Source organism: Serinicoccus shuyuelongi, assembly GCF_045032955.1.
Taxonomy (GTDB): domain Bacteria; phylum Actinomycetota; class Actinomycetes; order Actinomycetales; family Dermatophilaceae; genus Ornithinicoccus.
Genome location: NZ_JBJFZU010000002.1, coordinates 665,163 through 690,562, shown reverse-complemented (window position 1 = coordinate 690,562; position 25,400 = coordinate 665,163). Strand labels below are relative to the sequence as shown.

The following is a 25,400-nucleotide window of genomic DNA, read 5'->3' as shown; positions in this document are numbered from 1 at the left end:
GTCGCCCGGCCGGGGCGGCACGCACCCACGTCGGTGCAACGACCCCGACGCCGCTACTCGTCCTCGTCGACCCGTTCCTCGTCGACCCGGGCCCTGCGCCGCTCGATCCGGCTGCTGACCCGCTGCTCCAGGCTGGCCGCCAGCCGGTCCCGGTCCCGCGCCAGCAGGAAGTAGGAGACCACCATCGAGGCCACCGCGGCCAGCACCGCCGACCACAGCACGTTCAGCGTCAGCAGCCGGCCCAGCGCGAAGAAGCCCATGAAGATGAGCAGCCGCATCACCGTGTAGCGGGCGACGATCACGTGGCCACCCCGGAGTAGGAGTGCAGTCCCGTCATCAGCAGGTTCACGACGGTGTAGTTGACGATGATGCAGGCGAAACCGGCGATGGCGACCCAGGTCGCCTTCCGGGTGGTCAGGCCGCTGGTGGCGCGCGCGTGCAGGTACGCGGCGTACACCACCCAGATGACGAAGGTCCAGGTCTCCTTGGGGTCCCAGCCCCAGTACCGGCCCCAGGCCTGCTCGGCCCAGATGGCGCCGGAGATCAGCGCGAACGTCCACAGCGGGAAGGCGAAGACGTGGATGCCGTAGGTGATCCGCTCCAGCGTCACGGCACCGGGCAGCGCCGCCAGCCAACCGCGCACCGAGCCGTTCGTCTCGGCCCGCTCACGCAACATGTAGGCGGTGGCCAGCGCCGCCCCGATGGTGAACAGCGCGATCGACAGGGTGGCGATGGTGACGTGGATGATCAGCCAGATGTCGTCCAGCGCGGGCATCAGCTGCGAGGCCTCGGTGTACCACCACAGCTTGGCCGCGCCCAGGATGGCCAGCACCGGCACGACGACGAAGGCCCCCAGCCACAGCCGGTCCTGGCGCAGGCTCCACGCGGAGTAGACCAGCAGCGCGAACGACGCGGTGACCAGGGCGAACTCGTACATGTTGCCCAGCGGCGCCCGGTCCACGGACATCCCCCGCAGCACGGTCCCCGCGATGACGGCGAAGGTCGCCAGCCAGGTCAGCTGCAGCCCGGCCACCCCCCAGCCGCGGGACGGCGGACGCCCGGACGGGTCCGCTGCGGTCGGGTCCGCGGCTCGGTCGTCGAGGTCGGTGCCGCCCGGGGACCCGGCTGCTCCGACGGCCACCGGCTCCCGGGCGGCCACCTCGGCGCGCCGCTGGGTCCGGGCCCCGGTCACCGCCAGGTGCACCGAGAACGCCAGCATCGCCAGCGCGAGCACCACGATGGCGCCCCAGATCGCGTAGTCGCTGGCCTGGGCCAGGGTCGGGTCGGTCATCGCTCGTCCTCGTCTCGTGCTGCGGTAGGTCGACCTGTCCCGACGGCACCGACGACGTCCGCCAGCACCTTCTCGACCAGGTCCTCCAGGCCGGGGTCCGTGCCCTTCGGCAGGCCCGCGACGCTCACTCCAGTATGCCGCTGATCCGGCGGCCCCTCGCTCGCCCCACCCGCGGGCTCGACGCGGACGAAGACCCGGCGGCGGCGCACGGCCAGCATCATCACCAGCCCGAGCAGCGTCATCCCCGAGAAGACCAGCGCGGGCAGCCGGCCCGGGTCGTGCCGGACCAGCAGACCGCCCCAGCGGACCACGTCCTCGAACTCGACGACGGTCCCGTCGGGCAGCTCGTAGGTCTCCTGCGGCCGGAGCAGCATGCTGACCGGGGTGTCCTCGTCGAGCATGAGCTGGTCCATCTCCTCGGTCTCGATCGAGAAGACGGACTGCGCCCGCCCGTCGGGGAAGAGGTCGCCCTCGAAGGCGGTGAGGACCAGCGCCGGGTCCGCCAGGCCGGGGAAGGAGGAGGTCATCCCCAGCTCGGGGTCCGCGTTGATCGTCGGCAGGAACCCGCCCACCAGGCCCAGCCCGGGGTCGCGCCCGGTGACCTTGACGACCCCCTCGGAGGAGTAGGTGTCGTCCTGCGGCAGGAAGGTCACCGCGTCGGAGAACAGGATCTCGTCGTCCGGGCCGCGGACGGTGACGACCGGGGCATACCCGTTGCCGAGCAGGAACATCGAGGAATTGTTCCCCACCGACAGCGGGGCGTTCACCGCGAACTCCTCGGTGCGCGTGTCCTCACCCTCCTCCTCGACGGTGGCGACCCCGGAGAACCGTCGCGGCTGCCCGAACTGGGCGCCGGTCGCCTCGCTCTCGAACTCCACGTCCAGACGGTCCAGCTGCACGGTGATGCTGGGAATGTCCCCCTCGTCGACCAGCGGCCCCAGGGTGAGCGTGTCGAAGGTGCCCGCCCCCGAGGTCCACGACTCCCCCTCCTTGATGATGATCTCCCCGCGCCAGCCGAAGAGGTGCCCGGCGGCCACCGAGATGATCACCCCGAGCAGGGCGACGTGGAAGATCAGGTTCCCCGTCTCCTTGAGGTAGCCCTTCTCCGCGGCGACGACCCTCGCACCCTCGGGCTCCTCGCGCAGCCGGTACCGACGCCGCCGCAGGACCGCCCGGGCGGCCTCGGTGACGGCGTCCGGGTCCGCGTCCACCACGGTATGCCGGTGCACCGGCATCCGGGACAGCCGCGACGGGATCCGCGGCGGGGGCGCCTGCATCGCCCGCACGTGCGCCTTGGTCCGGGGCAGGATGCAGCCGACCAGGCTGATCATCAGCAGCAGGTAGATCGACGCGAACCACGGCGAGGAGTAGACGTCGAAGAGCGAGAACCTGTCCAGCCAGCGGGCCAGCTCGGGGTCGTCCACGAAGTACTGCCGCACCCGGGTCGGGTCGACGCCGCGCTGCGGGAAGATCGAGCCGGGGATGGCCGCCACCGCCAGCAGTAGGAGCAGCGCCAGCGCGGTCCGCATGCTCGTCAGCTGGCGCCAGGCCCACCGGGCCCAGCCCAGCGGTCCCAACCGCGGGCCGCCGAGGCTGGCGCGGTTCTTCGGGTAGCTGGGTTCGATGCGCTCGGTGCCCGCCTCCACGTCGACCGCGCCGCTGGTGGGGTTGCCGGTGGGGTTGCCCTTGTCGTTGCCGCGGGCCATCAGATCACCGTCTCGAAGCCGGTGACCAGCTGCGCCTGCAACCAGGCGGTGAGGCCGGCCCACACACCGGAGATCATCAGCAGACCCAGCAGCACCAGCAGCGCACCGCCGGTCCGCTGGATCACCAGGTAGTGGTCCCGCAGCCAGCGGGAGGTCCGGGACAGCCAGCTCAGCCCGGCCGCCGCCAGCAGGAAGGGGACCCCCAGGCCCAGGCTGTAGGCGGTGCCCAGCACCAGCGCCCGGGTCACCTGCTCCTGACCGGGCACGATCGAGGTGCCCAGCGTCTGGATCGCGACCAGCGCCGGCCCGGTGCAGGCGGTGAACCCCAGCCCGAAGGCCACCCCCAGCAGGGGCGCGCCGGCCAGCCCGGCCGCCGGGCGCCAGCGCAGCTGCCAGCCCCCGCCGGGCTGCACCAGCATCACCACACCGAGCGCGACCACCACCAGCCCCGCCACCCGCAGCAGCAGGCCCTGGTGCTGGGTGAGCGCCAGGCCCAGCCCGCTGATGACCACGCTCATGGCCAGGAAGACGACGGTGAAGCCGAGCACGAAGAGCACCGCACCGAGCATCAGGCGGCCGCGGCCCACCTGCTCCGGGCGTGCACCGGCCGGCCCCATCCCGCCCAGGTAGCCGAGGAAGCCCGGCACCAGCGGGAGCACGCACGGTGAGGCGAAGGCGACCAGGCCGGCGAGCGCGGCGAGGGCCGCGGCCAGCACCAGCGGGCCGGACAGGACGACCTCGTTCACCCGGTGGCCCCGTCCGCCAGGACGTCGTCGACCAGGCCGCGCAGGGTGGTGGCGTCCACCTGACCGCTCACCCGTGCGGCAAGACGCCCCTGCCCGTCCAGCACCAGCGTGGTCGGCCGGGCGACGGCCAGGCCGCCGAGCTGCGCCAGCGTGCGTCCCCCGTCGTCGACCAGCGAGGGGTAGGACACCTCATGGGTGCGCTGGAAGGCCAGCGCGTTCTGCACCGTGTCGCGGTGGTTCACCCCGATGAACTCGACCGGCTCACCGGACTCCTCCAGCTCCGTCGCGACCTGCTCCAGGTCAGGGGCCTCGGCCACGCACGGCCCGCACCAGGAGCCCCAGACGTTGACCACCAGCACCAGTCCGGCGTGGTCGGCGGAGGACCACGGCTCGTCCTCGAGGGTCGTCCCCTCCAGCGAGACGGTGGTGGTGCGTTCGTCGGCGGCGAGCCGCTCGATCTGACCGTCCCCGGCCACGTAGCCCTTGTCGTCCCCCTGCCGCATCTGCTCGGTGATGCTGGTGCCCTCGTCCCCGGCGCACCCGGCGAGCGCGAGCAGGGCGACGAGGGCCACCGCCGGGCCGCTGCGCCGTCGGCGCGCGCTCACGCAGGCACCTGCCCGGTGCCCCCGGTCACGTCGACGGCGGCGGCCAGCAGGTGGGCGGCAGGCTCGGCATACATCACCCGCACGGGGAGGACCCCGTGGAAGAGGACGGTGCTGACGGAGGCGAGGCTGCAGCGGCGTCGCCGCGGGTGGTGCCAGAGGCGCTGACCCGTCAGCGAGCGGCTCAGCGTGACGATCGGCAGCTGGTGGCTGACGACGACGCCCTCGTGCCCCGCCGCGCTCTCCCGGACCTCGTCCAGCGCCAGCCGCATCCGGTCGGCGATCTCCGCGTAGGGCTCACCCCAGGAGGGCCGGAACGGGTTGACGTAGGCGGGCCAACGCTCGGGCTGCAGCAGCATCCTGTGCGCGATGCTCTGCCCCTCGAAGAGGTTGCCGCTCTCGGTCAGCCGCTCGTCGACCTCCACCGGCAGCCGGTATGCCTGCGCCACCGGGGCCGCGGTCTGCCGGGCGCGCTCCAGGGGGGAGGACACCACGCGGACGATGTCGCGACCGGCCAGGTGGTCGGCGGCGGCCCGGGCCATCTGCTCGCCCAGGTCGGAGAGGTGGTAGCCGGGCAGCCGCCCGTAGAGCAGCCGCTCGGGGTTGTGCACCTCCCCGTGCCGGACCACGTGCACCAGCGTGACGGGCGTGCCGTCGTGCAGCGTGCGGGGGCCTGCGTCGGCGGGCTCCGACCGCGGGGCTACGTCACCGGGGGGCACCATGCCCTCAGTGTCCCACGTCAGCCTGGGCGGGCACTGAGGCCCTCGGCCCGTTCGGGGCAGCGCCGAGGCAGCCCCGGGACGAGGCCGAGCCGAGTCTCAGGCGACCTCGGCGGCCGACTCCTCGATGGCGTCCACCGCGTGCTCGACCGCCTCGTCGTCGTGCGCGGCGGAGACGAACCAGGACTCGAAGCAGCTCGGCGGCAGGTGCACCCCGCGCCGCAGCATGGCGTGGAAGAACCGTCCGAAGAGCTCCTTGTCCTGGTCCTGGGCGTCGTCGTAGGAGCGGACCGCGCCCTCCCGCAGGAAGACGCTGAACATGGAGCCGGCCCACTGGATCCGGTGCGGGATGCCGTGCCGGCTGAAGGAGTCGGTGACCGCCCCCGCGAGCGTCTCGCTGACCTCGTCGAGCCGCTGGTAGACCTCGTCCGTGCACCCGCGCAGGGTGGCCAGCCCCGCGGCCGACGCCAACGGGTTCCCGGAGAGCGTGCCGGCCTGGTAGACCGGGCCCTCGGGCGCCAGCATGGACATCACGTCGGCCCGGCCGCCGAAGGCGGCCGCGGGCATCCCGCCGCCCATCACCTTGCCGAAGGTGAACAGGTCGGGGGCGCCGCCCTCCGGCTCCCCCTCCAGCCCGAACCAGCCGGAGCGCGAGCACCGGAAGCCGGTCATCACCTCGTCGCTGACCAGCAGCGCGCCGTGCCGGCTGGTGACGCGGCGCAACGCGTCGGTGAACCCGGGCTCGGGCGGGACGACCCCCATGTTGCCGGCCGCGGCCTCGGTGATGACGGCCGCGATCTCGTCGCCGCGCTCGGCGAACGCGGCCTCCAGGGCGGCGACGTCGTTGTAGGGCAGCACGATCGTCTCCGCCGCCGCGCTGGCCGGGACGCCCGGGCTGTCCGGGAGCCCGAAGGTGGCGACCCCGGATCCGGCCGAGGCCAGCAGCGCGTCCACGTGCCCGTGGTAGCAGCCGGCGAACTTCACCACCACGGAGCGGCCGGTGAAGCCGCGGGCCAGCCGGATCGCGCTCATCGTGGCCTCGGTGCCGGAGCTGACCAGCCGCAGCTGCTCCACCGGCTCCACCCGGGCCACGATCTCCTCGGCGAGCGCCACCTCCCGGGCGGTCGGCATACCGAAGGAGAAGCCCTCGTCGGCGGCCTCCAGCACCGCGGCGTGCACGTCCGGGTGCCGGTGCCCCAGGATCATCGGGCCCCAGGAGCAGACCAGGTCGAGGTAGCGGCGGCCGTCGGCGTCCCACAGCCACGGCCCCTGCGCCCGGGTGATGAACCGTGGGGTGCCGCCCACCGACCGGAACGCCCGCACCGGCGAGTTCACCCCGGCCGGGATCACGGCCCGGGCCCGGGTCAGCAGGGCCTCGGAGGCGGGGGCGGCGTCGGGGTAGCGCTCGGAGCTCATCGTCCCAGCCTAGGCGCAGGCGGGAGCCGTCTCAGAGGGCGTCGGTCGCCTGGTCGTCGCTGTGCCGGATAGCGCGGACCACCTTGCGCATCGCGTCCCCCTGGGCGATCAGCTCGTCGCGGGTGACGTGCTCCAGCAGCGCCCGGCGTACGCTCTCCACGTGCACCGGGGCGAGCCGGTCGAGCTCCACCCGGCCCTGGTCGGTGAGGGCCAGCACCACGCCCCGCCCGTCCTGCCGGTAACGGAGCCGTTCGACCCAGCCGCGGTGCTCCAGGCGGGTGGCGGTGTGGCTCACGCGGCTGCGCGACTGCACCACCAGGTGGGCCAGCTCGGCCATCCGCAGCCGTCCCTCGGGCGCCTCGGACAGCATGCTCAGCAGCTCGTACTCCCCCACCGAGACCCCGAGCTCGTCGAGGGCCTCCTCGAGGACGCCCTCGATGAGCCGCCACGAGCGCAGGATCGCGCGCCAGGCCCGCTGCTCCCCGTCGTCGAGCCAGCGCGTCATCGTCACCCCTCCAGCAGCCGTGCGGCGTGCACGGCGTAGTAGGTCAGCACCGCCCGAGCCCCGGCGCGGCGGATGGAGGTCAGCGTCTCCAGCACCATCCGGTCCCGGTCCAGCCACCCCTGGGCGGCGGCCGCCTCGATCATCGCGTACTCCCCGCTCACCTGGTATGCCGCGACCGGCACGTCGGTGGCGGCCGCGGCGTCGCTGAGCACGTCCAGGTAGGGCAGGGCCGGCTTCACCATCACCATGTCCGCGCCCTCGGCCAGGTCGAGGCGCAGCTCACGCAGGCTCTCTGTCCGGTTCGCCGGGTCCTGCTGGTAGGTGGCCCGGTCACCGGTCAGGGTGGAGGCGACGGCCTCCCGGAAGGGCCCGTAGCAGGCCGAGGCGTACTTGGCGGTGTAGGCCAGCACCGAGGTGTCCTGGTGGCCGGCGCCGTCCAGCGCCTCGCGGACCACCCGCACCTGGCCGTCCATCATCCCGCTGGGGCCGACCACGTGCGCACCGGCAGAGGCCTGCGCCACCGCCATCCGGGCGTACACCTCGAGGGTGGCGTCGTTGTCGACCCGCCCGTGGTCGTCCAGCACCCCGCAGTGCCCGTGGTCGGTGAACTCGTCCAGGCACAGGTCGCTCATCAGGACCGTGTCGTCGCCGAGCGCGTCCCGCAGCGACCCCAGCGCCCGGTTGAGCACCCCGTCGGCGCTCAACCCGCAGCTGCCGACCGGGTCCTTGTCCTCGTCCCGGGGCACGCCGAAGACCATGATCCCGCCGATACCGGCGTCGACCGCCTCCCGGGCCGCCTCGACCAGGCTCCGGGGGGTGTGCTGCAGGACCCCGGGCATCGAGCCGATCGGCTGAGGCGCGGTGATGCCGTCCCGCACGAACATCGGCAGCACCAGCTCCGCCGGGTGCAGCCGGGTCTGGGCGACCAGGCGGCGCAGCGCCGGGGTGGCGCGGAGCCGGCGTGGCCGCTCGTGCGGCCGGGAGACCTCGGTCACCGCCGGTTCCGGGGACGCCGCGGAGCCGCCTTGCGCTCGCTCGGTCGGACCAGCGGCTCGCCGTCCGCCTGCGCCTGCGCGGCGAGCGCACGCACGTGCTCGGCCAGCGCGTCGACCAGGCGCGTCGCGCTCGGCTCCGGGGCCACCACGTCCACCCGCAGCCCGTGCTCCTCGGCGGCTTTGGCGGTGGCCGGGCCGATGCAGGCCACCAGGGTGTTGGGGTGCGGCTTGCCGGCGATGCCCACCAGGTTGCGGACGGTCGAGGAGGAGGTGAAGCAGACGGCGTCGAAGGCGCCACCCTTGATCGCCTCCCGGACCGGCGCGGCCGGCGGCGCGGCCCGCACCGTCCGGTAGGCGGTGACGTCGTCGACCTCCCAGCCCATCTCGTGCAGCCCGGCGACGAGCGTGTCGGTGGCGATGTCGGCCCGGGGCAGGAAGACCCGGTTGATCGGGTCGAGCACCTCGTCGAAGGGCGGCCAGACCTCGAGCAGCCCACGGGCGGACTCCTCCCCCTCGGGGACGAGGTCCGGCTCCAGGCCCCACTCACGCAGCGCCTGCGCGGTGACCCCGCCGACGGCGGCGAGCTTGAGCCCGGCGAACGAGCGGGCGTCCAGCCCGAGCGCCTCGAACTTCTCCCGCACCGCGCGGACGGCGTTGACGGAGGTGAACCCGATCCACTCGTAGCGGCCGGTGACCAGGCCCCGGACCGCACGGTCCATCTGCTGCGGGGTGCGCGGGGGCTCCACGCTGATCGTCGGGACGACCGAGGCGCTGGCCCCGTAGGCCGCGATCCGGTCGGTCATCGGGCCGGACTGCTCCTTGGTGCGCGGCACCAGGATGGACCAGCCGAAGAGCGGCTTGGACTCCCACCAGGACAGCTCGGAGCGCAGCTCGACCGAGGGGCCGACGACCGCCACGGTCGCGGCCGGGGCATCGTCGGCGGCCATCGTCGCGATGGCCTCGTCCAGGGTCTGCACGTACGTCTGCTGGCTGACGGTGGTGCCGTTCTCGGTGAGCGCCACCGGGCTGTCGCCGGGGCGGCCCGCGTCGGCGAGCTGGCGCAGCGCCTTGCGCAGCTGGTCACCGGAGCCGAGCACCACCACGGTGACGTCCGTCGCGACCGACAGGGACCAGTCGACGGAGCTGTCCCCCGCGTGCAGGACGTGCACCTCGCTGTGCTGCCCGTCCCCGGACAGCGGCATCCCGGCATACGCCGGCACCGACCAGGCGGTGCTCACGCCCGGCACGATCTCGAACGGGACGCCCGCGTCGCGGCAGGCGAGGGCCTCACCGGCGAGTCCGCCGAAGGCGGTGGCGTCACCGTCCATCAGCCGGACCACGAGGTGGGTGGCGTCGTCGTACTTCGAGGCGGTGCGGACCAGCAGCTTCGCGCGGGCGGCCGGGGTGAGCGCAGGCCCGCCCTCGCCACGGGTGGTGAGCACGAAGACCGCGTCCTCCTTGGTCCACGGGCTCAGCTCCTCCTCGCGGTGCAGGGTGTCGAGGAGGACCACGTCGGCGGCCGCGAGGTACTCCCTCGCCCGCACGGTGAGCAGACCGGGATCCCCGGGCCCGGCGCCGACGAAGGCGATCCGGGCCGCGGACGCGGGGGCGTCCGGGTGGGTCAGGTGGACAGGGGCGGCGTCGGTGCTCACAGGTCGGACTCCGGTGTGTGTGACCCCACGTCCGGAGACGCGGACCGCTGTGCGGCCGCGGCGCCCGTGGGGTCGGGACGGTTCAACAGGTGCTCGGCCAGGGACCGGCCGAGCTCGGCGGGAGCGGCGCTCCCGCCGGTGGCCACGTGCCGCTGCGGCCCGGTCTGCAGGGCAGCGAACGCGTGGAGGGTCAGGGTGGGCGGGGAGGCGGGTATGCCCTCGCCCGCCGCGGTGGAGGACTCCAGGGAGCCGAGCACGCCGACCGGTGCGGTGCAGCCGGCCTCCAGCGCGGACAGCGCGGCCCGCTCGCCGGTGACGGCGGTGCGGGTGTCCTCGTGCTCCAGCACGGAGGCGAGCAGGTCGACCAGCTCGCGGTCCGTCTCCCGGCACTCGATCGCCAGCGCCCCCTGGCCGGCGGCAGGCACCATCAGGGCGGTGTCCAGCACCTCGGTGGCCTCGGGCAGGCGGTCCAGGCGGGCCAGCCCGGCCCGGGCCAGCACCACCGCGTCGACGGTGCCGTCGCGCACCATCCGGATCCGGCTGTCCACGTTGCCGCGGATGTCCCTGACCTGCAGGTCGGGGCGGGCCAGGGCGAGCTGGGCGGCGCGGCGCGGGGAGCCGGTGCCGATGACGGCGCCCGCCGGGAGCTGGGTGAGGGTCAACCCGTCGCGGGCGACGAGCACGTCCCGGGGGTCCTCCCGCTCCGGCACCGCGGCCACGGTCAGACCGGGGCAGGGGGCCGTCGGCAGGTCCTTGAGGGAGTGCACGGCCAGGTCGATCCGCTCCTCGAGCAGCGCGTCCCGCAGCGCCGAGGCGAAGACCCCGGTGCCGCCGATCTCGGTGAGGCTGCGGCGGGACGTGTCCCCCTCGGTCGTCACCCGCACCAGCTCCACCTGGTGACCGGCGGCGCGCAGCCGGTCCGCCACCCAGCCGGACTGGCTGGTGGCCAGGGCGCTGGCGCGGGTACCCAGGCGGAGGGGCTGCGGGGTCATCGCCGGCCGACCTCCCCGGTGATCTCGGAGACGCTGTCGGCGACGCCGAGCGGTGGGGTGGAGACCGTGGCGACCTCGCGGCTGTCCAGGTCGAACAGCTCGCGCAGCGCGTGCGCGTAGTCGGCCGGCTCGCGACCGGCCTGCAGCTGCTTCACCCGGGTGGTCGGGGTGTGCAGCAGCTTGTCCACGACCCGCCGGACGGTGTGCCGCACCTCGGCCCGCTCGTCCTCGGGCAGGTGCGGCAGCCGCTGGTCCAGCCGGGCCATCTCGGCGTCGACGACCCTGGCCGCGCTGCTGCGCAGTGCCGCCAGGGTGGGGCCGAGGCGGGCGGTGTGCCGCTCGGTGAGATGGCTGGCGACCTCGCTGGTGACCAGCTCGCGCACCGCGCGGACCGGACCGGCTTCGGCGTCCGGCGCGTCCTCGGCGGAGGCGCCGGAGGCCTCCTGCTGCAGCTCGGCCAGACCCCACAGGTGCACGCCGGGCAGCTCGGCGGCCTCCGCGGCCACGTCGCGGGGCAGCGCCAGGTCCAGCAGCACGACGGGCTGCTCGTCGCGGCCCGTGCCGGCGCGGCCCCGGGCCAGGGTCGCGGCGTCGAGGACGTGCCCGACGGCGCCGGTGCAGGTGAGCACCAGGTCGGCGGAGGCCACCTCCTCGGCGAGCTCGGACCAGCCGGCGCTGCGCATACCGTGCTGGGCGGCGAGGCGGGCCGCGCGCTCCGGCGTGCGGTTCACCACGACCAGGTCGGTGACGCCCTCGCGGACCAGCGTGGCCACGGCCAGGCCGGACATCGCACCGGCGCCGAGGACCACGGTGCGGGCCCCGCCCAGCTCGCCCAGGACGCTGCGGGCGCGGTCCAGGCCGAGGGTGACCAGGGAGCGGGAGACGTCGTCGATGGCGGTCTCGGCGTGCGCCCGCTTGCCCACCCGCAGGGCCTGCTGGACCAGCGGGTTCAGCGAGGGGCCCAGGTGTCCGTACCGCTGGGCGCGGGCCAGGGCGTCGCGCAGCTGGCCCAGCACCTGGCTCTCCCCGACCGCCATCGAGTCCAGCCCGCAGGCCAGCTCGAAGAGGTGGCACACGGCGCGGTCGTCGAAGTGCACGAAGAGGTGGGTCGCCAGCTCCTCGGCCCCGAGGCCGCTGATCTCCCCGAGCGCCACGCCGATCTGCTCGAGGGCGCCGTGGAAGGTGGCGGCCTCGACGACGACCTCGAGCCGGTTGCAGGTCGAGAGGACCAGGACCTCCTCGACGTGCTCACCGGCCCGCAGCCGGGTCGCCAGGCCGCGGGCGCCCTCGGCGTCGAGGACCACCCGCTCCAGCAGGTCGATCGGTGCGGATCGGTGGGACAGGCCCACCACCAGGACGCTCACGAGGCTCCCTCCACGGGTCGGGATGCCAGCGCCAGCGACCGCTGGTGCTGGTGAAAGGTCAGGATCTGCAGCTCGGTGGCCAGGTCCACCCGGCGCACGTCCACGTCCTCCGGGACGTGCAGCGCACCGGAGGAGAAGGTGAGGATGGAGTGCACCCCGAGGCCCACCAGGGAGTCGGCGACCTGCTGGGCGGCATCGGGTGGGGTGGTGATGATGCCGACGGTCACCGGGGCGGCGGTCACCAGCCCGTCCAGCCGTTGCACCTCCAGCCCCTCCACGCGGGTGCCCACGACCTCGGGGTCGTCGTCGGCCAGCGCGACCACCCGGAAACCCCGGGAGGCGAGCCCTCCGTAGGCGGCCAGGGCCCGGCCCAGGTTGCCCATGCCGACGATCACGACCGGCCAGTCCTGGGTGAGGCCCAGCTCCGCGGAGACCTGCTCCGCCAGCCGGCCCGTGTCGTAGCCGACGCCGCGGACGCCGTAGGAGCCGAGGTGGGACAAATCTTTGCGCACCTGGGCGGAGCGGACGCCGGCCAGCGCTCCGAGCTCGTCGCTGGAGACGGAGGACCGGCCCTGCTCGGCGAGCGCGGTCAGTGCCTGCAGATAACCCGGGAGACGTCCGACGGTGGCCTCCGGCACACCGCGCCGGTTCGACTCGGCCATCACGGCGACACCGGCTCCTCTCCATGGATGGCGTCGACCGAGGGGGCTTATATCAGACCCATGCGCACCGGTCGGCGCGGACCCCTCAACTCTAGGCTCGACCCCTGCCATCCACCAAAACGAGCACCTGGCGGCGGCACCTGGCGGCGGCATGCCGGGGCAGCGGCGGCGGGCACCGGTCAGCGGCGGCGGGCGGCGCGCAGCGCCACCCGCACCTCCTCGGCGGTGACCCGCCAGTGCGCCACCTGCTCCCCGTCGACGAGCAGCACCGGCAGCAGGCTGGTCCAGCCGTCATGGGTGGCGGCGTCCATCCGGCCGGCGTCCCGGTCGGCGTCGATGTCCCGGACCTGCAGCCGTGGTGCCTGCGGTGAGACGACGGTCAGCATCTCCTCGCACAGGTGGCAACCCGGGCGGGAGAGCATCACCACCTCGGGCTCACGGAGCCGGCGGCGCCACGGCATACCTCACCTCCTGCCTGGGGACGGGGCCGAGGACGGCCACGGGACGACGATGGCGCCCGTCCCGCATGCGGGAGGGCGCCATGTCAGTGAGCTGTCAGGACGTGCCTGGTCACTTCTTGTTGCGACGCTGGTGACGCGTCTTGCGCAGCAGCTTGCGGTGCTTCTTCTTCGCCATCCGCTTGCGGCGCTTCTTGATCACAGAGCCCATGGGGCGCATCCTTCGTCTCGTCGGTCGTGGTGGTGCAGCGGCGACCCTGGCCTCGAGCGCGCTGGGGCGCTGCACAACAGTCGCCTCAGCCTAACCCCAGCGTTGCCCTGCCCAAAACCGCGCGGACCCGGCTCCCGCTCAGGCGGTGCCGTGGTAGGACTCCTCCAGGTAGGCGTGCACCGCCTTCTCGGGGACCCGGAAGGACCGGCCGACCCGCACGGCGGGCAGCTCGCCCGAGTGGACCAACCGGTACACGGTCATCTTCGACACGCGCATCACGGCGGCCACCTCGGCCACGGTCATAAAGGTCATCTCGCCGAGCTGGCGTTCATCAGCCATAGGACGTTTCCCGTCTCTCTCCTGTGCGGGCTCCGCGCTCGGCTTCCCCTCCGGCCGCGGTCCCACGTCTGGTTGTCGGCCCTAACACTAGGGGCACAAGTGCTCGCCGCGAAAGTCCTGAGGCGGAACAGGTCCAGTGAGACACGCCGAATGTGGCAGATGCATACCAGAGGGTCTATATGGGCGCAGGAGTCGTGCGTGTCAGTCGAGGTAGGGGTCCAGTCCCCAACCGGGGAAGACCGCCCGGCGGGTGGCCATGATCGCCGAGTCCACCGGGTCCTCCGGGTCGAACCCGTCCTCCCACCTCCCGTAGCGGATCTCGCGCCCACCGCGGTCGCCCATCACCTCGGGGGCGGGCACCCCGTAGGTCTGCTCGACGTGCCGGCGCCAGCTGTCCGGGGTGGCCGTGCCCGGGTCGACCGGGCGGCCGGTGACCACCCCGATCAGGTGGGTCCAGGCCCGCGGGACCACGTCCACCAGCTGGTAGCCCCCACCGCCCAACGAGACCCAGCGCCCCCCGGCCAGGTCGTCGGCCAGCTCGCGGACCCAGCCGTAGGCCACGGCCAGGGCGTCCATCGAGACGGACAGGTGCGCCAGCGGGTCGGAGTAGTGGCAGTCGCAGCCGTGCTGGCTCACCACGACCTGCGGGTCGAAGGCCCGGACGACCGTCGGGACCACGGCCTGGTAGGCACGCAGCCACCCCTCGTCCCCGGTGCCCGGGGGCAGCGCGACGTTGACCGCGCTGTCCTGGGCCCGCGGGCCGCCGATGTCGCCGGGGAAGCCGGTGCCGGGGAACAACGCCCGGCCGGTCTCGTGCAACGAGACGGTCAGCACCCGCGGGTCGTTCCAGAAGCAGCGCTCCACGCCGTCCCCGTGGTGGGCGTCGAGGTCGAGGTAGACGACCCGCTCGGCGCCCTGGTCGAGCATCCGCTGGATGCCCACCGCGATGTCGTTGTAGACGCAGAAGCCGGAGGCGGCCTCCGGCATCGCGTGGTGCAGCCCGCCGGCGATGTTGCACGCCCGCAGCACCTGGCCGGACCAGACGGCCTCGCAGGCCTCCAGGGTGGCGCCGACGGCCAGCGTGGTCGCCTCGTGCATGCCGGAGAAGGCGGGGTTGTCCTCGGTGCCGATCCCCTGCCGCCCGTGGGCCGAGCCGGGGTCCGCGGAGGCCGCCCGTACCGCCTCCAGCAGGTCGATGGTGTGGACGCGGAGCAGCTCTTCGTCGCTCGCGTGCCGGGCGGGGCGGACGAGCACGTCGTCGTGGTCCAACAGCCCCAGGTCCGCGGCGAGCCGGTGGGTCAGGTCCAGCCGGCTGGGGTGCATCGGGTGGCCGGGACCGAAGTCGTAGGCGGAGTACCGCTCGTCCCACATCACCCACGACTGCGTCAGCGCCATGGGCTCACGCTAGACCACGGGAGGGCGCAGCCCGACCGGTCAGAGGGAGGTCGGCACCCCGGCGGAGTCACCGAGCGGGTAGACCATCATCATCTCCTCCGACTCCGCGTCGTCCGCGTCGACGCCCCGGATCCGCATCTCGCGGCGGTCGTCGGTGGGCCGGAACCCGAAGCTGGAGGCGAAGGCCACCGCCCGGCCGTTGTCGGTGCCCACCCAGTAGACGAGCTGGCGCAGACCGACCTCGCGGCCCACGTCCGCGGCCTTCTCCAGCAGCCGGCGGGCGACGCCGGACCCGCGACGGGCGGGCGCGACCCAGAGGCCGAAGAGCTCCCCGGCGCCGGGGATGTTGGTGCGATGGCCGGTGCCGACGCTGACGACACCCACCACCTCGTCGTCGTCCAGCGCGAGGATCCTCCGGGACCGCTCCATCCGCTGCTCCCAGCGGGCGTCCTCGAAGTCCTCCTCCTCGCTGGCGGAGGCGACGAAGGCCTCCGGTGACTCACGCAGCGCACGCAGACGGACGTCCTTGTAGGCCTGCCACTCTTCCGGGGCCAGGACGCGCACGTGAATCTCAGTCATAGTCCCTACTCTTTCACACGGTCTCGCACCCTCGCCCGCGTCAGGGTGAACTCCGGGTGACCACCACCCGGTCTCACTCCTCGCGCGGCGACAGCTCTGCCGACCTGTTGGCGGCGGCCTCCATGGCTGTCAGGAAGGCCGCCCTGACCTTGTGGTCCTCCAGGGCCCGCAGGGCGGCGACACTGGTGCCGCCGGGGCTGGAGACCTGCTCCCGCAGGACGGTGGGGTGCTCCCCCGTCTCGCGGATCATCGTGGCGGCACCATACAACGTCTGCACGACGAGCTCGGTCGCCGTGTCCCGTGGCAGGCCCAGCAGCACGCCGGCCTCGATCATCGCCTCGACGACGTAGAAGATGTAGGACGGCCCGCTGCCGCTGATGGCGGTCACCGCGTCCTGGTGCTGCTCGTCGAGCACGATCACCCGCCCCACGTGCTCCATCAGGGCGCGGGCCCGGGCCAGGTGCTCGTCGGTGCAGTGCCGCCCCGGGCTCATCGCCGACATCCCCTGGTCCACCAGCGCCGGGGTGTTCGGCATCACCCGGACCACGGAGGTGCCCTCGGGCAGCCGCCGCTCCAGGAAGCCGGTGCTGATCCCGGCCGCGATCGAGATGACCAGGGCGTCGGGGCGGACGTGGTCACGGATCTGCCCGACCAGCGCCTCCATGTCCTGCGGCTTCACCGCGAGCACCACGACGTCGGCGCCGGCGACCGCCTCGGCCGGCTCGGCATACCGGGTGCCGCGCTCGGTGGCCACCTTCTCGGCCCGCTCGACCACCCGGTCGCTGAGGACCAGCTGATCAGGATCATGACCGGAGCGGACGAGGGCGGCCGCCAGGGTGCCGCCCATCACCCCGGCGCCCAGCAGCGCGATCGTCATCGGCGTCCCTCAGCCCCGGGTCGCCAGACCGCGCAGGAAGAAGGTGAGGTTGGCGGGCCGCTCCGCCATCCGCCGCACCAGGTAGCCGTACCAGTCGTCGCCGTAGGGCAGGTAGACCCGCAGCGCGTGCCCGTCCGCGGCCAACCGGAGCTGCTCGTCGGGGCGGATGCCGTGCAGCATCTGGAACTCGTAGCTGTCCGGGGCGCGCCGGGCCTTGTCGGCCAGCACGGTGGCGATCTCCACCAGCCGCGGGTCGTGGCTGGCGACCATCGGGTAGCCCTCGCCCTCGATGAGGACCTTGAGGCAGCGGACGAAGGACTTGTCGACGTCACCCTTGTCCTGGTAGGCGACCGACTCGGGCTGCTTGTAGGCGCCCTTGCACAGCCGCACGCGTGAGCCCTCGTGGGCGAGATCCCGGCAGTCCTGCTCGGTGCGGTAGAGGTAGGCCTGCAGCGCGACCCCGACCCACGGCCAGTCCTGGCGGAGCTCGGCGAGGGCGGCCAGGGTCGGGTCGGTGGTGGTGTGGTCCTCCATGTCGAGGGTCACCGTGGTGCCGGAGTTGGCCGCGCTCTGGCAGATCGCCCGGGCGTTCTCCAGCGCCATCTTGTGACCGTCGCGGCCCAGGAACTGGCCCAGGGCGGAGAGCTTGAGGCTCACCTCCACCTGGCCTTCGGCGGTGAGGCCGGCCTCGGACAGCGCCGCCAGCAGCTCCAGGTAGGCCTCCCGGGTGGCCGAGGCCTGCTCCGGGTCCAGGGTGTCCTCGCCGAGGTAGTCGATGGTGACCCGGCGATCGCTCTGCACCAGCTCGGAGGCCACCCGCACCGCGGCGTCGGTGTCCTGACCGGCGACGAAGCGCTTCACCACGTCGCGGCTCATCGGGGCCTTCTCGACGGCGGTCCGGAGCTGGGTGTTGCGGCTGGCACCGAGGAGCGTCTGTCGCATCAGCGCCGAGGGGTTGAGGTCAGCGAGGTCCATGCGCACAGGCTACGCCTCGGGCCGAGCGGCTCACCTGGCACCCGGGAGGTGGCCCTGGCCGAGGTGCCGGCGGGCGAAGGCCAGCGACTCCGCGAGCGCCTGCTCGCGCTCCGCCGGCTTCATCTTGCGGGTTCCCACCTCGAGGCTGACCACCCCGCCGAAGCCGATCCGGACCAGGTGCTCGAGGACCTCCTGGCACCGCTGGTCACCCCGGCCGGGCACCAGGTGCTCGTCCTTGAACGAGCCGAAGGAGTCGCCGAGGTGCAGGTGCCGGATGCGCGGGCCGAGGTCCCGGGCCATCTCCAGGGCGTCGACGCCGGCGGTGGCCGCGTGGCTGATGTCGAAGGTCACGTCGCTGTAGGGGTAGTCGCGCGGGTCCGGCCCGGGCAGGTATGCCTGCATCGCCGAGGCCCCGGTACGCCAGGGGAACATGTTCTCCACGGCGATCGGCAGCCCCCAGCGCTCCTGACGCTGCGCGACCCCCTCGACGAAACTCTCGGCATACCCGCGCTGCCAGCGGAAGGGCGGGTGCACGACGACGCACTGGGCGCCCACGTCCAGGGCCAGGTCGAGGGCACGTTCCACCTTCCCCCACGGCTCCCAGCCCCAGAGCCGCTGCGCCAGCAGCAGGGTCGGCGCGTGGATGGCGCCGATCTCCAGCCGGTGCAGCCTGGCCAGCGCCTTCAGCGCGCCGGCCTCCTGGGTGACCGGGTCGGTCCAGACCATGATCTCCACGCCGTCGTAGCCCAGCCGCTCAGCGAGGTCGAAGGCGTAGGCGGCGTTCTCGGGGTAGACCGAGGAGGTCGAGAGGTGGACCGGGATGTGGTCGCTCATCGGCCCAGGCCGTCCAGGAAGCGCAGGATGAGACCTTCGCGCAGGGCCCAGGGGCTCACCGCCAGCTCGTCGATGTCGACCAGGTCCAGCACGGCCTCCAGCACCAGGGCACCGGCCGCGAGCTGCCGGGCCCGGGATGTCGAGACACCAGGGAGGGCGGCCCGCTGCGCGGCGGTCATCGAGACCAGCCGGGGGGTCAGCGCGGCCAGGTCGTCGCGGCGCAGCGTCCGGGGGACGAAGAGCCCGTCACCACGGGGAGCCGCGCCGCAGGCCCGGGCCAGCGAACGGACCGTCTTGCTGCTGCCGGCGACCAGCTGGGGGGCACCGACCTTGGTCAGCGCGGGGTGGGCGGTGGCGACCTCGGAGCGGATGCGTTTGCGCAGGGCCTTGACCTCGGCCGCGTGCGGCGGGTCGTGCGCCAGCTCGCGGCTGAGCCGTCCCGCCCCGAGCGGCAGCGAGACCGCGACGTCCGGCTCCTCGTCGAGGCCGGCGGCCAGCTCCAGGGAGCCCCCGCCGATGTCGACCATGAGCAGCCGGCCGGCGGACCAGCCGAACCAGCGACGGACGGCCAGGAAGGTGGCCCGCGCCTCCTGCTCGCCGGGGAGGATGTCGAGCTCCACGCCGGAGGCGTCCTTGACCTGGGCCAGCACGGCCTCGGTGTTGCCGGCGTCCCGGATAGCGCTGGTGGCGAAGGCGAGCAGCTCGGTGGCCCCCCGGCTCTCGGCCACGTCGACGCAGTCGGCCACGAAGCCGGCGAGCAGCCCCGCGCCCTCCTCGCTGATGTCCCCCTCGGGGGTGAGGTGCTCGGCCAGCCGCAGCTCCACCTTGTGCGAGTAGTCCGGCATCGGGTGCCCACCCGGCTGGGCGTCGACGACGAGCAGATGGACCGTGTTCGAGCCCACGTCGATGACACCGAGTCGCATGCGGGCCATGATGCCGCACCAACCCGTGAACCTCCGACCGAGCGTCTCGTCGTGCCCATCCGGGCGTCTCGGTATGCCCGTCCGAACGTCTCGTCGTGCCCATCCGGGCGTCTCGTCGTGCCCATCCGGGCGTCTCGGTATGCCCATCAGAGCGTCTCGCACGGCCGTGGCCGGGTGTGTCGTCGCCGCCGCCTACGCTGGCGCACGTGGCAAAGGTGAGCAGAGCGGCATACCGCTGCAGCGAGTGCGGCTGGCAGGCGCTGAAGTGGGTCGGACGGTGCGCGGAGTGCCAGGCATGGGGCACCGTGGCCGAGGTCGGGGCGACCTCCTCGGTGCGCACGACGGCGGTCTCCCCCGCGCGGCCCGCGGTCCCGATCGCCTCCGTCGACGCCGATGCGGCGCAGGCCCGCTCCACCGGGGTCGGCGAGTTCGACCGGGTGCTCGGTGGCGGGATCGTGCCCGGGGCCGTGGTCCTGATGGCCGGTGAGCCGGGGATCGGCAAGTCCACCCTGGCCCTGGACGTGGCCGCCCGTGCGGCCCGCGAGGGACAGACGGTCCTCTACGTCTCCGGGGAGGAATCGGCGGCCCAGGTGAAGCTGCGGGCCGAGCGGATCGGGGCCGTCGCGGACCGGCTCTACCTCGCCTCCGAGACCGATCTCGCCACCATCCTCGGGCAGGTCGAGCAGACCGACCCGGACCTGCTGATCGTCGACTCGGTGCAGACCGTCGCGAGCGCGGATGTCGAAGGAGCCCCGGGCAACGTGGGGCAGGTCCGCGAGGTCGCGTCCGCCCTCATCCAGGCCGCCAAGTCGCGCGGCACCGCCGCCGTGCTGATCGGGCACGTCACCAAGGACGGCGGCATCGCTGGACCGCGGGTGCTCGAGCACCTGGTCGACGTGGTGGTGGCCTTCGAAGGGGAGCGGCACAGCCGGCTGCGCCTCGTGCGGGCGGTGAAGAACCGCTTCGGACCGACCGACGAGGTGGGGTGCTTCGATCTCGGCGACGCCGGCATCTCCGGCCTGGCCGACCCCAGCGGGCTATTCCTCAGCAGCCGGGACCGCCCGGTGCCCGGCACCTGCGTGACCGTGACCCTGGAGGGCCGCCGCCCCCTGGTGGCCGAGGTGCAGGCCCTGGTCAGCGAGGCCGCCGCCGGGTCCCCACGGCGCACCACGAGCGGGCTGGACCCGGCCCGGTTGGCCATGGTGCTCGCCGTCCTGGGGCAGCGCGGCGGGGTGCCGCTGGCCAAGGACGACTGCTACGCCTCGACCGTGGGTGGGGTGCGCCTGTCCGAGCCCGCGGTCGACCTGGCCCTGGCCCTGGCACTGACCAGCGCCAAGGCCGACCTGGCGCTGCCGGTCAGCACCATCGCGGTGGGGGAGGTCGGGCTCTCCGGGGACCTGCGCCCGGTGACCGGCGCACCCCGCCGACTGGCCGAGGCGGCCAGGATCGGGTTCACCGAGGCCGTCATCCCGCTCGGTTCCCTGACCGAGGGTCGCCCTCCGGCCGGTATGCGGGTGCACGAGGTGGGCACGCTCAGCGACGCGGTCGCCCTGGTGCTGGCCGCCGCGGGCAGCACCAACGGCGCCGCTGCCGCCCGACACCACGCCCGGGAGGCCCCGATGCCCCGCTGATCAAGAATCCATAAAGATCCTCCGGGCCGTTGATCGTCACGCATCGGCGCCGCCTATCATCAGCGCACAGGGACTGCTGGCCGTCGCAGGGAGCCAGCGCCCTCCGCGGAAGGCGTTGGAGCACCAGTGGTTGAGCGCAAGGACGACGATCTGCTGAGGGAGACGCTGGCCGCCGTCGCGCCCGGGACCGACCTGAGGGACGGCCTGGAGCGCATCCTCCGTGGTCGGACGGGTGCACTCATCGTGCTCGGCAACGACCGCACCGTCGACTCGATCAGCACCGGCGGCTTCGAGCTGGACGTGGAGTTCTCCGCCACCCGGTTGCGTGAGCTGGCCAAGATGGACGGGGCCATCGTGCTGTCGCGCGACGGCTCCCGGATCGTCCGGGCCGCCAGCCAGCTCGCTCCGGACCGCACCATCGAGACCCGGGAGAGCGGCACCCGGCACCGCACCGCGGAACGCACCGCCAAGCAGACGGCATACCCGGTCATCTCGGTCAGCCAGTCGATGTCGATCATCGCCCTCTACGTCGGCTCGACCCGGCATGTGCTCGAGGAGCGCATCCAGATCCAGGCGCAGGCGAACCAGGCCCTGCAGACGCTGGAGCGCTACCGCGCCCGGCTGGACGAGGTGGGCGCCAGCCTGTCGGCCCTCGAGATCGAGGACCTGGTGACCGTGCGGGACCTCGCCTCGGTGCTGCAGCGCCTGGAGATGGTGCGCCGGATCAGCGACGAGATCGAGCAGTACGTGGTCGAGCTCGGCATCGACGGTCGGCTCATCGGCCTGCAGCTGGAGGAGCTGACCGGCGGCGTCGCCCGCGAACGTGAGCTGGTGGTCCGCGACTACATCGGCGCCGGCGACAGCGACCGCACCACGACCACGGTGCAGGAGGCCCTGGCCGCGCTGGACAGCACCGAGCTCCTCGACCTGGCCGCGGTCGCCCGCTGCCTGGGCCTGACCGTCATCGGCGACGGGATGGACCACCAGCAGCTCAGCCCTTCCGGCTACCGGCTGCTGCACCGCATACCGCGGCTGCCCGGGGCTATCGTCGACCGGCTCGTCGCCCACTTCGGCAGTTTCCAGACCCTGCTCTCGGCGGGGCTGGACGAGCTGATGGAGGTCGACGGGGTCGGTGAGGCACGAGCCCGGGCGGTCCGCGAAGGGCTGTCGAGGCTGGCGGAGAGCTCGATCCTCGAGCGCTACATCTGAGCCGCGGTGCCTTCGACGAACCACATGAGCCTGGTCGGCACGGTGCTGGACTGGTATGCCGTCCACCACCGTGACCTGCCCTGGCGCCGGGAGGGGCGCTCCCCCTGGGAGGTGCTGGTCTCCGAGATCATGCTCCAGCAGACACCGGTCGTCCGGGTGCTGCCGGTCTGGGAGCGCTGGATGCAGCTGTGGCCGACACCGGCGGACCTGGCCGCGGCGGCTCCCGGGGAGGCGGTGCGCGAGTGGGGCCGGCTGGGCTACCCGCGTCGGGCGCTGCGGTTGCACGCGGCAGCCACGGCGATCCGGGACCAGCACGGCGGCGCGGTGCCCTCCGACGAGCCGACCCTGCGCACGCTCCCGGGGATCGGTGACTACACCGCGGCGGCGGTCGCCGCTTTCGCCTTCGGACACCGGGCGACCGTCGTCGACACGAACGTCCGCCGGGTGCAGGCGCGGGCCGTCACCGGCGTGGCACTGCCCGCGCCCGCCCTGACCCGGGCGGAGGTGTCCTTGGCCGCCTCGCTGCTGCCGGGCGACGACGCCGAGGCCGCCACCTGGAACGTCGCCGTGATGGAGCTGGGGGCGCTGGTCTGCACCGCGCGCTCACCGCGGTGCGAGGTATGCCCGGTCGCGCAGCTGTGCGCGTGGCGCCTGGCAGGCTCGCCGCCTGACCAGGGGCCGCCTCGACGGGGACAGTCCTGGGAGGGCACGGACCGGCAGTGTCGGGGGACGCTGATCCAGCTGCTGCGGGAGAGCGCGGGTCCCGTGGCGGGCGCGGCACTGCGCGAGGTGTGGCCCGAGGGGCTGCAGCGGGAGCGGTGCCTGGACGCGCTGGTGGCCGACGGGCTGGTGGAGCCGTTGGCGGGTGACCGCTTCCGGCTTCCCGGGGCCTGAGGCCGGTCCGGAGCATCCACACGCGACGCCCGGTGGGCCTCAGGGCAACCACAGGCGACGCTCGGTCGGAGGTGAGAGGACCGGTCAGTCGGCGCTGCTCCGGGAGCGGCGCTCCGCGAGGCGTTTACGTCCCTGCGAGATCCGGGCGGCGACGCCCCGGCGGGCCTTCTGGACGCGCGGGACCAGGCGACCGAGGACGGCATACAGCGCCGGGTGGTGGACGATGTCGACCTCGCCGATGAACTCGGTGGCACCGCCGTCGCCCTTGCAGAACGCCCGCTTGAACAGGTACAGCCCGTCGGAGTCGTCGAGCGCGAAGACGCCGCCCATGTCGTAGCTCTCGGCACCGTTCTCCAGCCCCCACAGCATCAGGTCGTGGTTCATCACCTGGTTGGGGCCGAGGTTGCGCTTGGTGTCGTTGGAGCCGGCGTAGAGGTAGTAGAGCTTGCCGTAGTAGTCCACCGTCACCGACGAGGCCAGCACGTCGCCCTCGTGCTCGGCGTGCACGATCCGCATCCGGTCCCCGAAGGCCTGGCGCATCCGCCGGAAGTAGGGCAGACCGCGGGCGGTGATCTCGTTGCGCCGCGCCATGAAGCTGTAGACCTCGTGGAAGGTGCCGAGGTCGGCCTCGCTCGCCCCGTGCCGGGTCCGCACGCCCTTCTTCTTGCCGCTGCGGACACGGTTGCGCGTCCCGCCGTCATACTTCTTCATCAGCGAGGCCTCGTCCAGGACCTGGCCGTCCTCGTCCTGCAGGTAGACGACCATGCAGTACCTCGGCTGCACCAGGTCGTCCTTGCCGGCCCCGACGTTCTTGACGACCCACCCGTCCCGCGAACGCAGCCAGCCGTCCAGCTCGGAGGTGAACGGCACCTCGGGGTCGATCTTGGTCATGATCGCCCGGTGCTTGGTCACGAGCGGCGCGGCCTCCGCCAGGATGGCCTCCACCTGGGCGTGGTCGTCCCAGTCGACCAGCGGCCCCCGGGGCGCGTAGAGCACCGAGAACCCGCCCGGCAGCCGCCGCACGAGCAGGCTCATCGCGGCGGTGATCCGCCGGCCGCCCTGCCCGTCGTCCTCCTCGAGGTAGACGGCCTCCTGACCCCAGTCGTCCTTGACGATCCCCCAGTCGGGGTCCTGGGTCAGGGCACGACGGGGGTGGCTGCGCACGAACTGCGCGTAGCGGTCCCGGGCGGCGTGGTCGGTGAGGTCGAGAACTGGCACCGCGCTACCGTACCCGCGCGCTCAGCCGACGAGGTCGCGCACGGCCGCGACCGTGCCGCGCGCCGCGGCCTCGGTCACGAAACCGGCCGTCGGCAGGTTGAGGATCCGGGCGCTCACGTCCTCGGCCACCGGGCAGGACCCCGGCCGGTAGCCGAACGCGGCCGGGTCGCCGGGCCCGGGGAAGAGCAGCGGGCGGTACCAGCGGCCGGGCACCGCGCCCCGGGCCTCCAGCACCCGGAAGGCCTCCTGCGCGGTCGCTGCGGAGTCCAGCAGCACCGGGTAGCGCACCAGCACCCGTCCCGGCTCGTCCAGTGCCGACGGGGTATGCGCTCCCGCCACCTCCGCGAGCCCCTCCCGGTAGAGGGTGGCCACCGCCCGGCGGTGGCCGCGGTTCGCCTCGAGGCCCCCCAGCGACTCGGCGACCTGGGCGAGCGGAGGGCCGGTCAGCGCCGCCGGGGTCCCCGCCACCCGTCCTTGCAGCTCGGCGGGCATGATCGGGGTGTCCACCAGCCCCGCCCGGGCGGCGAACGCGATCCCCACCTGACCGGGACCACCGAGCCGACGGGCCACCCCCTGGGCGGGTCGGGAGAGCAACTGGGAGGCCCGGCCGCGCACGCCGGGCTCGCCGAGCCCGAGCAGAGCGGTCACCACCCGGGCGTGCCACGGCATACCGGACCCGGCGGGGTTCACCCAGCAGGCGGCACCGAGCCGGGTCGGCAGGATCTTCTCCACCCCGAAGCTGTGCACGGAGACGTCGGCCAGGGGCGCGCCGTCGCTCCCGCGGGCCAGCTCGCCGAGGCAGTGCGCGGCGTCCTCCAGCAGCATGGCGCCCTGCGGCGCGGCCTCCCGGAGCTCGGCCAGCGGGGCGGCCGCACCGAAGGTGTGCTGCCCGACGACCGCACGGGTGCGCGGCGTGGTGACCGCCCCCAGCAGCGCGGGATCCATCGCCAGGGTCTCGGGGTCCAGATCGGCGTACACCGGGGTGTGCCCGGCGCTGATCACCGGCGCCACCGCGGTGAGGCAGGTCAGCGGCTGGGTGACCACCTCCCCCGGCTCCAGCACACCCAGCACGAGGGTCATCGCATGCCGCGCCTTGGAGACGAGGTACCAGTCCTGCGGGTCGGTGCCGGAGACGCGGGCCAGCTCGTCCCGCACCCGCACGTCGAGCTGTTCTGTGGATGCCGTCACGGCGACCAGTCTAGGTACG

The 25,400-nt window shown here is 73.5% G+C and carries 27 protein-coding genes; 3 read left to right on the top strand and 24 right to left on the bottom strand.

Going from position 1 to position 25,400, the window contains the following annotated elements; genetic code table 11:
• Positions 1-53: 53 nt before the first annotated feature.
• The 22 genes from ACI3EY_RS03475 to ACI3EY_RS03370 form a co-directional block, all read right to left on the bottom strand.
• Complete coding sequence (locus tag ACI3EY_RS03475; protein ID WP_405035734.1) at positions 54-302, bottom strand: DUF4229 domain-containing protein; 249 nt, start codon at positions 300-302, stop codon at positions 54-56.
• Entirely contained in the window at positions 299-1,291 is a 993-nt protein-coding gene (gene ccsB / locus ACI3EY_RS03470) for a c-type cytochrome biogenesis protein CcsB (protein WP_405035733.1), read from the bottom strand. Before ccsB ends, ACI3EY_RS03475 begins: the two co-directional genes overlap by 4 nt.
• Positions 1,288-2,997: a cytochrome c biogenesis protein ResB gene (resB, locus tag ACI3EY_RS03465; protein WP_405039425.1), complete on the bottom strand. Its 1,710-nt coding sequence runs from the start codon at positions 2,995-2,997 to the stop codon at positions 1,288-1,290. Before resB ends, ccsB begins: the two co-directional genes overlap by 4 nt.
• Complete coding sequence (locus ACI3EY_RS03460; RefSeq protein WP_405035731.1) at positions 2,997-3,743, bottom strand: cytochrome c biogenesis CcdA family protein; 747 nt, start codon at positions 3,741-3,743, stop codon at positions 2,997-2,999. The genes resB and ACI3EY_RS03460 overlap by 1 nt, the downstream gene beginning before the upstream one ends.
• A complete protein-coding gene (locus ACI3EY_RS03455; protein WP_405039424.1) occupies positions 3,740-4,348 on the bottom strand; it encodes a TlpA family protein disulfide reductase in 609 nt (202 codons plus the stop codon). Before ACI3EY_RS03455 ends, ACI3EY_RS03460 begins: the two co-directional genes overlap by 4 nt.
• Positions 4,345-5,067: a histidine phosphatase family protein gene (locus tag ACI3EY_RS03450; protein WP_405035729.1), complete on the bottom strand. Its 723-nt coding sequence runs from the start codon at positions 5,065-5,067 to the stop codon at positions 4,345-4,347. The genes ACI3EY_RS03455 and ACI3EY_RS03450 overlap by 4 nt, the downstream gene beginning before the upstream one ends.
• Positions 5,068-5,163: 96 nt before the next feature.
• On the bottom strand, positions 5,164-6,480 hold the full coding sequence (hemL, locus tag ACI3EY_RS03445) for a glutamate-1-semialdehyde 2,1-aminomutase (RefSeq protein WP_405035728.1): 1,317 nt from the start codon (positions 6,478-6,480) through the stop codon (positions 5,164-5,166).
• Between the two features lie 31 nt (positions 6,481-6,511).
• Positions 6,512-6,985 carry a MarR family winged helix-turn-helix transcriptional regulator gene (locus ACI3EY_RS03440; protein ID WP_405039423.1) on the bottom strand — a complete coding sequence of 158 codons (474 nt, stop codon included), beginning with the start codon at positions 6,983-6,985 and terminating at the stop codon, positions 6,512-6,514.
• A 2-nt stretch (positions 6,986-6,987) separates the two neighbouring features.
• Positions 6,988-7,980 carry a porphobilinogen synthase gene (hemB, locus tag ACI3EY_RS03435; RefSeq protein WP_405039422.1) on the bottom strand — a complete coding sequence of 331 codons (993 nt, stop codon included), beginning with the start codon at positions 7,978-7,980 and terminating at the stop codon, positions 6,988-6,990.
• Positions 7,977-9,632: a bifunctional uroporphyrinogen-III C-methyltransferase/uroporphyrinogen-III synthase gene (locus ACI3EY_RS03430; protein WP_405039421.1), complete on the bottom strand. Its 1,656-nt coding sequence runs from the start codon at positions 9,630-9,632 to the stop codon at positions 7,977-7,979. The genes hemB and ACI3EY_RS03430 overlap by 4 nt, the downstream gene beginning before the upstream one ends.
• On the bottom strand, positions 9,629-10,624 hold the full coding sequence (hemC, locus tag ACI3EY_RS03425) for a hydroxymethylbilane synthase (protein WP_405039420.1): 996 nt from the start codon (positions 10,622-10,624) through the stop codon (positions 9,629-9,631). The genes ACI3EY_RS03430 and hemC overlap by 4 nt, the downstream gene beginning before the upstream one ends.
• The gene (locus ACI3EY_RS03420) at positions 10,621-11,988 is read right to left on the bottom strand and encodes a glutamyl-tRNA reductase (RefSeq protein ID WP_405039419.1); all 1,368 of its coding nucleotides are present in this window, start codon (positions 11,986-11,988) and stop codon (positions 10,621-10,623) included. Before ACI3EY_RS03420 ends, hemC begins: the two co-directional genes overlap by 4 nt.
• Entirely contained in the window at positions 11,985-12,650 is a 666-nt protein-coding gene (locus ACI3EY_RS03415; protein ID WP_405035722.1) for a redox-sensing transcriptional repressor Rex, read from the bottom strand. The genes ACI3EY_RS03420 and ACI3EY_RS03415 overlap by 4 nt, the downstream gene beginning before the upstream one ends.
• Before the next feature lie 179 nt (positions 12,651-12,829).
• Complete coding sequence (locus tag ACI3EY_RS03410) at positions 12,830-13,111, bottom strand: glutaredoxin family protein (protein ID WP_405035721.1); 282 nt, start codon at positions 13,109-13,111, stop codon at positions 12,830-12,832.
• Between the two features lie 109 nt (positions 13,112-13,220).
• Positions 13,221-13,319 carry a 30S ribosomal protein bS22 gene (locus ACI3EY_RS03405; RefSeq protein ID WP_003792170.1) on the bottom strand — a complete coding sequence of 33 codons (99 nt, stop codon included), beginning with the start codon at positions 13,317-13,319 and terminating at the stop codon, positions 13,221-13,223.
• A gap of 138 nt (positions 13,320-13,457) precedes the next feature.
• On the bottom strand, positions 13,458-13,658 hold the full coding sequence (locus ACI3EY_RS03400) for a helix-turn-helix domain-containing protein (RefSeq protein ID WP_130012700.1): 201 nt from the start codon (positions 13,656-13,658) through the stop codon (positions 13,458-13,460).
• A 201-nt stretch (positions 13,659-13,859) separates the two neighbouring features.
• Entirely contained in the window at positions 13,860-15,053 is a 1,194-nt protein-coding gene (locus ACI3EY_RS03395; protein ID WP_405039418.1) for an acetoin utilization protein AcuC, read from the bottom strand.
• A 39-nt stretch (positions 15,054-15,092) separates the two neighbouring features.
• A complete protein-coding gene (locus tag ACI3EY_RS03390) occupies positions 15,093-15,632 on the bottom strand; it encodes a GNAT family N-acetyltransferase (protein WP_405035719.1) in 540 nt (179 codons plus the stop codon).
• A gap of 73 nt (positions 15,633-15,705) precedes the next feature.
• Positions 15,706-16,509 (bottom strand): pyrroline-5-carboxylate reductase, encoded by an 804-nt coding sequence (gene proC, locus ACI3EY_RS03385; protein WP_405039417.1) that lies wholly within the window; start codon positions 16,507-16,509, stop codon positions 15,706-15,708.
• 9 nt (positions 16,510-16,518) lie between these two features.
• A complete protein-coding gene (locus ACI3EY_RS03380; RefSeq protein WP_405039416.1) occupies positions 16,519-17,484 on the bottom strand; it encodes a proline dehydrogenase family protein in 966 nt (321 codons plus the stop codon).
• A gap of 30 nt (positions 17,485-17,514) precedes the next feature.
• On the bottom strand, positions 17,515-18,318 hold the full coding sequence (locus ACI3EY_RS03375; protein ID WP_405035716.1) for a sugar phosphate isomerase/epimerase family protein: 804 nt from the start codon (positions 18,316-18,318) through the stop codon (positions 17,515-17,517).
• Positions 18,315-19,241, bottom strand: coding sequence for a Ppx/GppA family phosphatase (locus ACI3EY_RS03370; protein ID WP_405035715.1), 927 nt, complete (start codon positions 19,239-19,241; stop codon positions 18,315-18,317). Before ACI3EY_RS03370 ends, ACI3EY_RS03375 begins: the two co-directional genes overlap by 4 nt.
• A 206-nt stretch (positions 19,242-19,447) precedes the next feature.
• On the opposite strand from ACI3EY_RS03370, the gene radA reads away from it, so the two are divergent.
• From radA to ACI3EY_RS03355, 3 genes are all read left to right on the top strand, one after another.
• Positions 19,448-20,872: a DNA repair protein RadA gene (gene radA / locus ACI3EY_RS03365; protein WP_405035714.1), complete on the top strand. Its 1,425-nt coding sequence runs from the start codon at positions 19,448-19,450 to the stop codon at positions 20,870-20,872.
• Between the two features lie 126 nt (positions 20,873-20,998).
• The gene (gene disA, locus ACI3EY_RS03360; protein ID WP_405035713.1) at positions 20,999-22,081 is read left to right on the top strand and encodes a DNA integrity scanning diadenylate cyclase DisA; all 1,083 of its coding nucleotides are present in this window, start codon (positions 20,999-21,001) and stop codon (positions 22,079-22,081) included.
• Positions 22,082-22,105: 24 nt separating this feature from the next.
• Positions 22,106-22,975: an HhH-GPD family protein gene (locus ACI3EY_RS03355; RefSeq protein ID WP_405039415.1), complete on the top strand. Its 870-nt coding sequence runs from the start codon at positions 22,106-22,108 to the stop codon at positions 22,973-22,975.
• Between the two features lie 84 nt (positions 22,976-23,059).
• Here the strand turns inward: ACI3EY_RS03355 and ACI3EY_RS03350 are convergent, their stop codons facing one another.
• Together ACI3EY_RS03350 and ACI3EY_RS03345 are read right to left on the bottom strand one after the other, a co-directional pair.
• Positions 23,060-24,193 carry a lipid II:glycine glycyltransferase FemX gene (locus tag ACI3EY_RS03350; RefSeq protein WP_405039414.1) on the bottom strand — a complete coding sequence of 378 codons (1,134 nt, stop codon included), beginning with the start codon at positions 24,191-24,193 and terminating at the stop codon, positions 23,060-23,062.
• A 21-nt stretch (positions 24,194-24,214) separates the two neighbouring features.
• The gene (locus tag ACI3EY_RS03345) at positions 24,215-25,381 is read right to left on the bottom strand and encodes a DegT/DnrJ/EryC1/StrS family aminotransferase (RefSeq protein ID WP_405039413.1); all 1,167 of its coding nucleotides are present in this window, start codon (positions 25,379-25,381) and stop codon (positions 24,215-24,217) included.
• Positions 25,382-25,400: the final 19 nt, after the last annotated feature.

Bases quoted from the DNA above. Each gene is read 5' to 3' on its own strand.
- ACI3EY_RS03410 (WP_405035721.1), bottom strand. From the start codon at position 13,111: ATGCCGTGGCGCCGCCGGCTCCGTGAGCCCGAGGTGGTGATGCTCTCC.
- ACI3EY_RS03375 (WP_405035716.1), bottom strand. From the start codon at position 18,318: ATGAGCGACCACATCCCGGTCCACCTCTCGACCTCCTCGGTCTACCCC.
- ACI3EY_RS03450 (WP_405035729.1), bottom strand. From the start codon at position 5,067: ATGGTGCCCCCCGGTGACGTAGCCCCGCGGTCGGAGCCCGCCGACGCA.
- ACI3EY_RS03405 (WP_003792170.1), bottom strand. From the start codon at position 13,319: ATGGGCTCTGTGATCAAGAAGCGCCGCAAGCGGATGGCGAAGAAGAAG.
- ACI3EY_RS03380 (WP_405039416.1), bottom strand. From the start codon at position 17,484: ATGGACCTCGCTGACCTCAACCCCTCGGCGCTGATGCGACAGACGCTC.
- ACI3EY_RS03395 (WP_405039418.1), bottom strand. From the start codon at position 15,053: ATGGCGCTGACGCAGTCGTGGGTGATGTGGGACGAGCGGTACTCCGCC.
- ccsB (WP_405035733.1), bottom strand. From the start codon at position 1,291: ATGACCGACCCGACCCTGGCCCAGGCCAGCGACTACGCGATCTGGGGC.
- proC (WP_405039417.1), bottom strand. From the start codon at position 16,509: ATGACGATCGCGCTGCTGGGCGCCGGGGTGATGGGCGGCACCCTGGCG.
- resB (WP_405039425.1), bottom strand. From the start codon at position 2,997: ATGGCCCGCGGCAACGACAAGGGCAACCCCACCGGCAACCCCACCAGC.
- hemL (WP_405035728.1), bottom strand. From the start codon at position 6,480: ATGAGCTCCGAGCGCTACCCCGACGCCGCCCCCGCCTCCGAGGCCCTG.
- ACI3EY_RS03415 (WP_405035722.1), bottom strand. From the start codon at position 12,650: ATGGCCGAGTCGAACCGGCGCGGTGTGCCGGAGGCCACCGTCGGACGT.
- ACI3EY_RS03440 (WP_405039423.1), bottom strand. From the start codon at position 6,985: ATGACGCGCTGGCTCGACGACGGGGAGCAGCGGGCCTGGCGCGCGATC.
- hemC (WP_405039420.1), bottom strand. From the start codon at position 10,624: ATGACCCCGCAGCCCCTCCGCCTGGGTACCCGCGCCAGCGCCCTGGCC.
- ACI3EY_RS03390 (WP_405035719.1), bottom strand. From the start codon at position 15,632: ATGACTGAGATTCACGTGCGCGTCCTGGCCCCGGAAGAGTGGCAGGCC.
- ACI3EY_RS03400 (WP_130012700.1), bottom strand. From the start codon at position 13,658: ATGGCTGATGAACGCCAGCTCGGCGAGATGACCTTTATGACCGTGGCC.
- ACI3EY_RS03355 (WP_405039415.1), top strand. From the start codon at position 22,106: ATGAGCCTGGTCGGCACGGTGCTGGACTGGTATGCCGTCCACCACCGT.
- ACI3EY_RS03370 (WP_405035715.1), bottom strand. From the start codon at position 19,241: ATGCGACTCGGTGTCATCGACGTGGGCTCGAACACGGTCCATCTGCTC.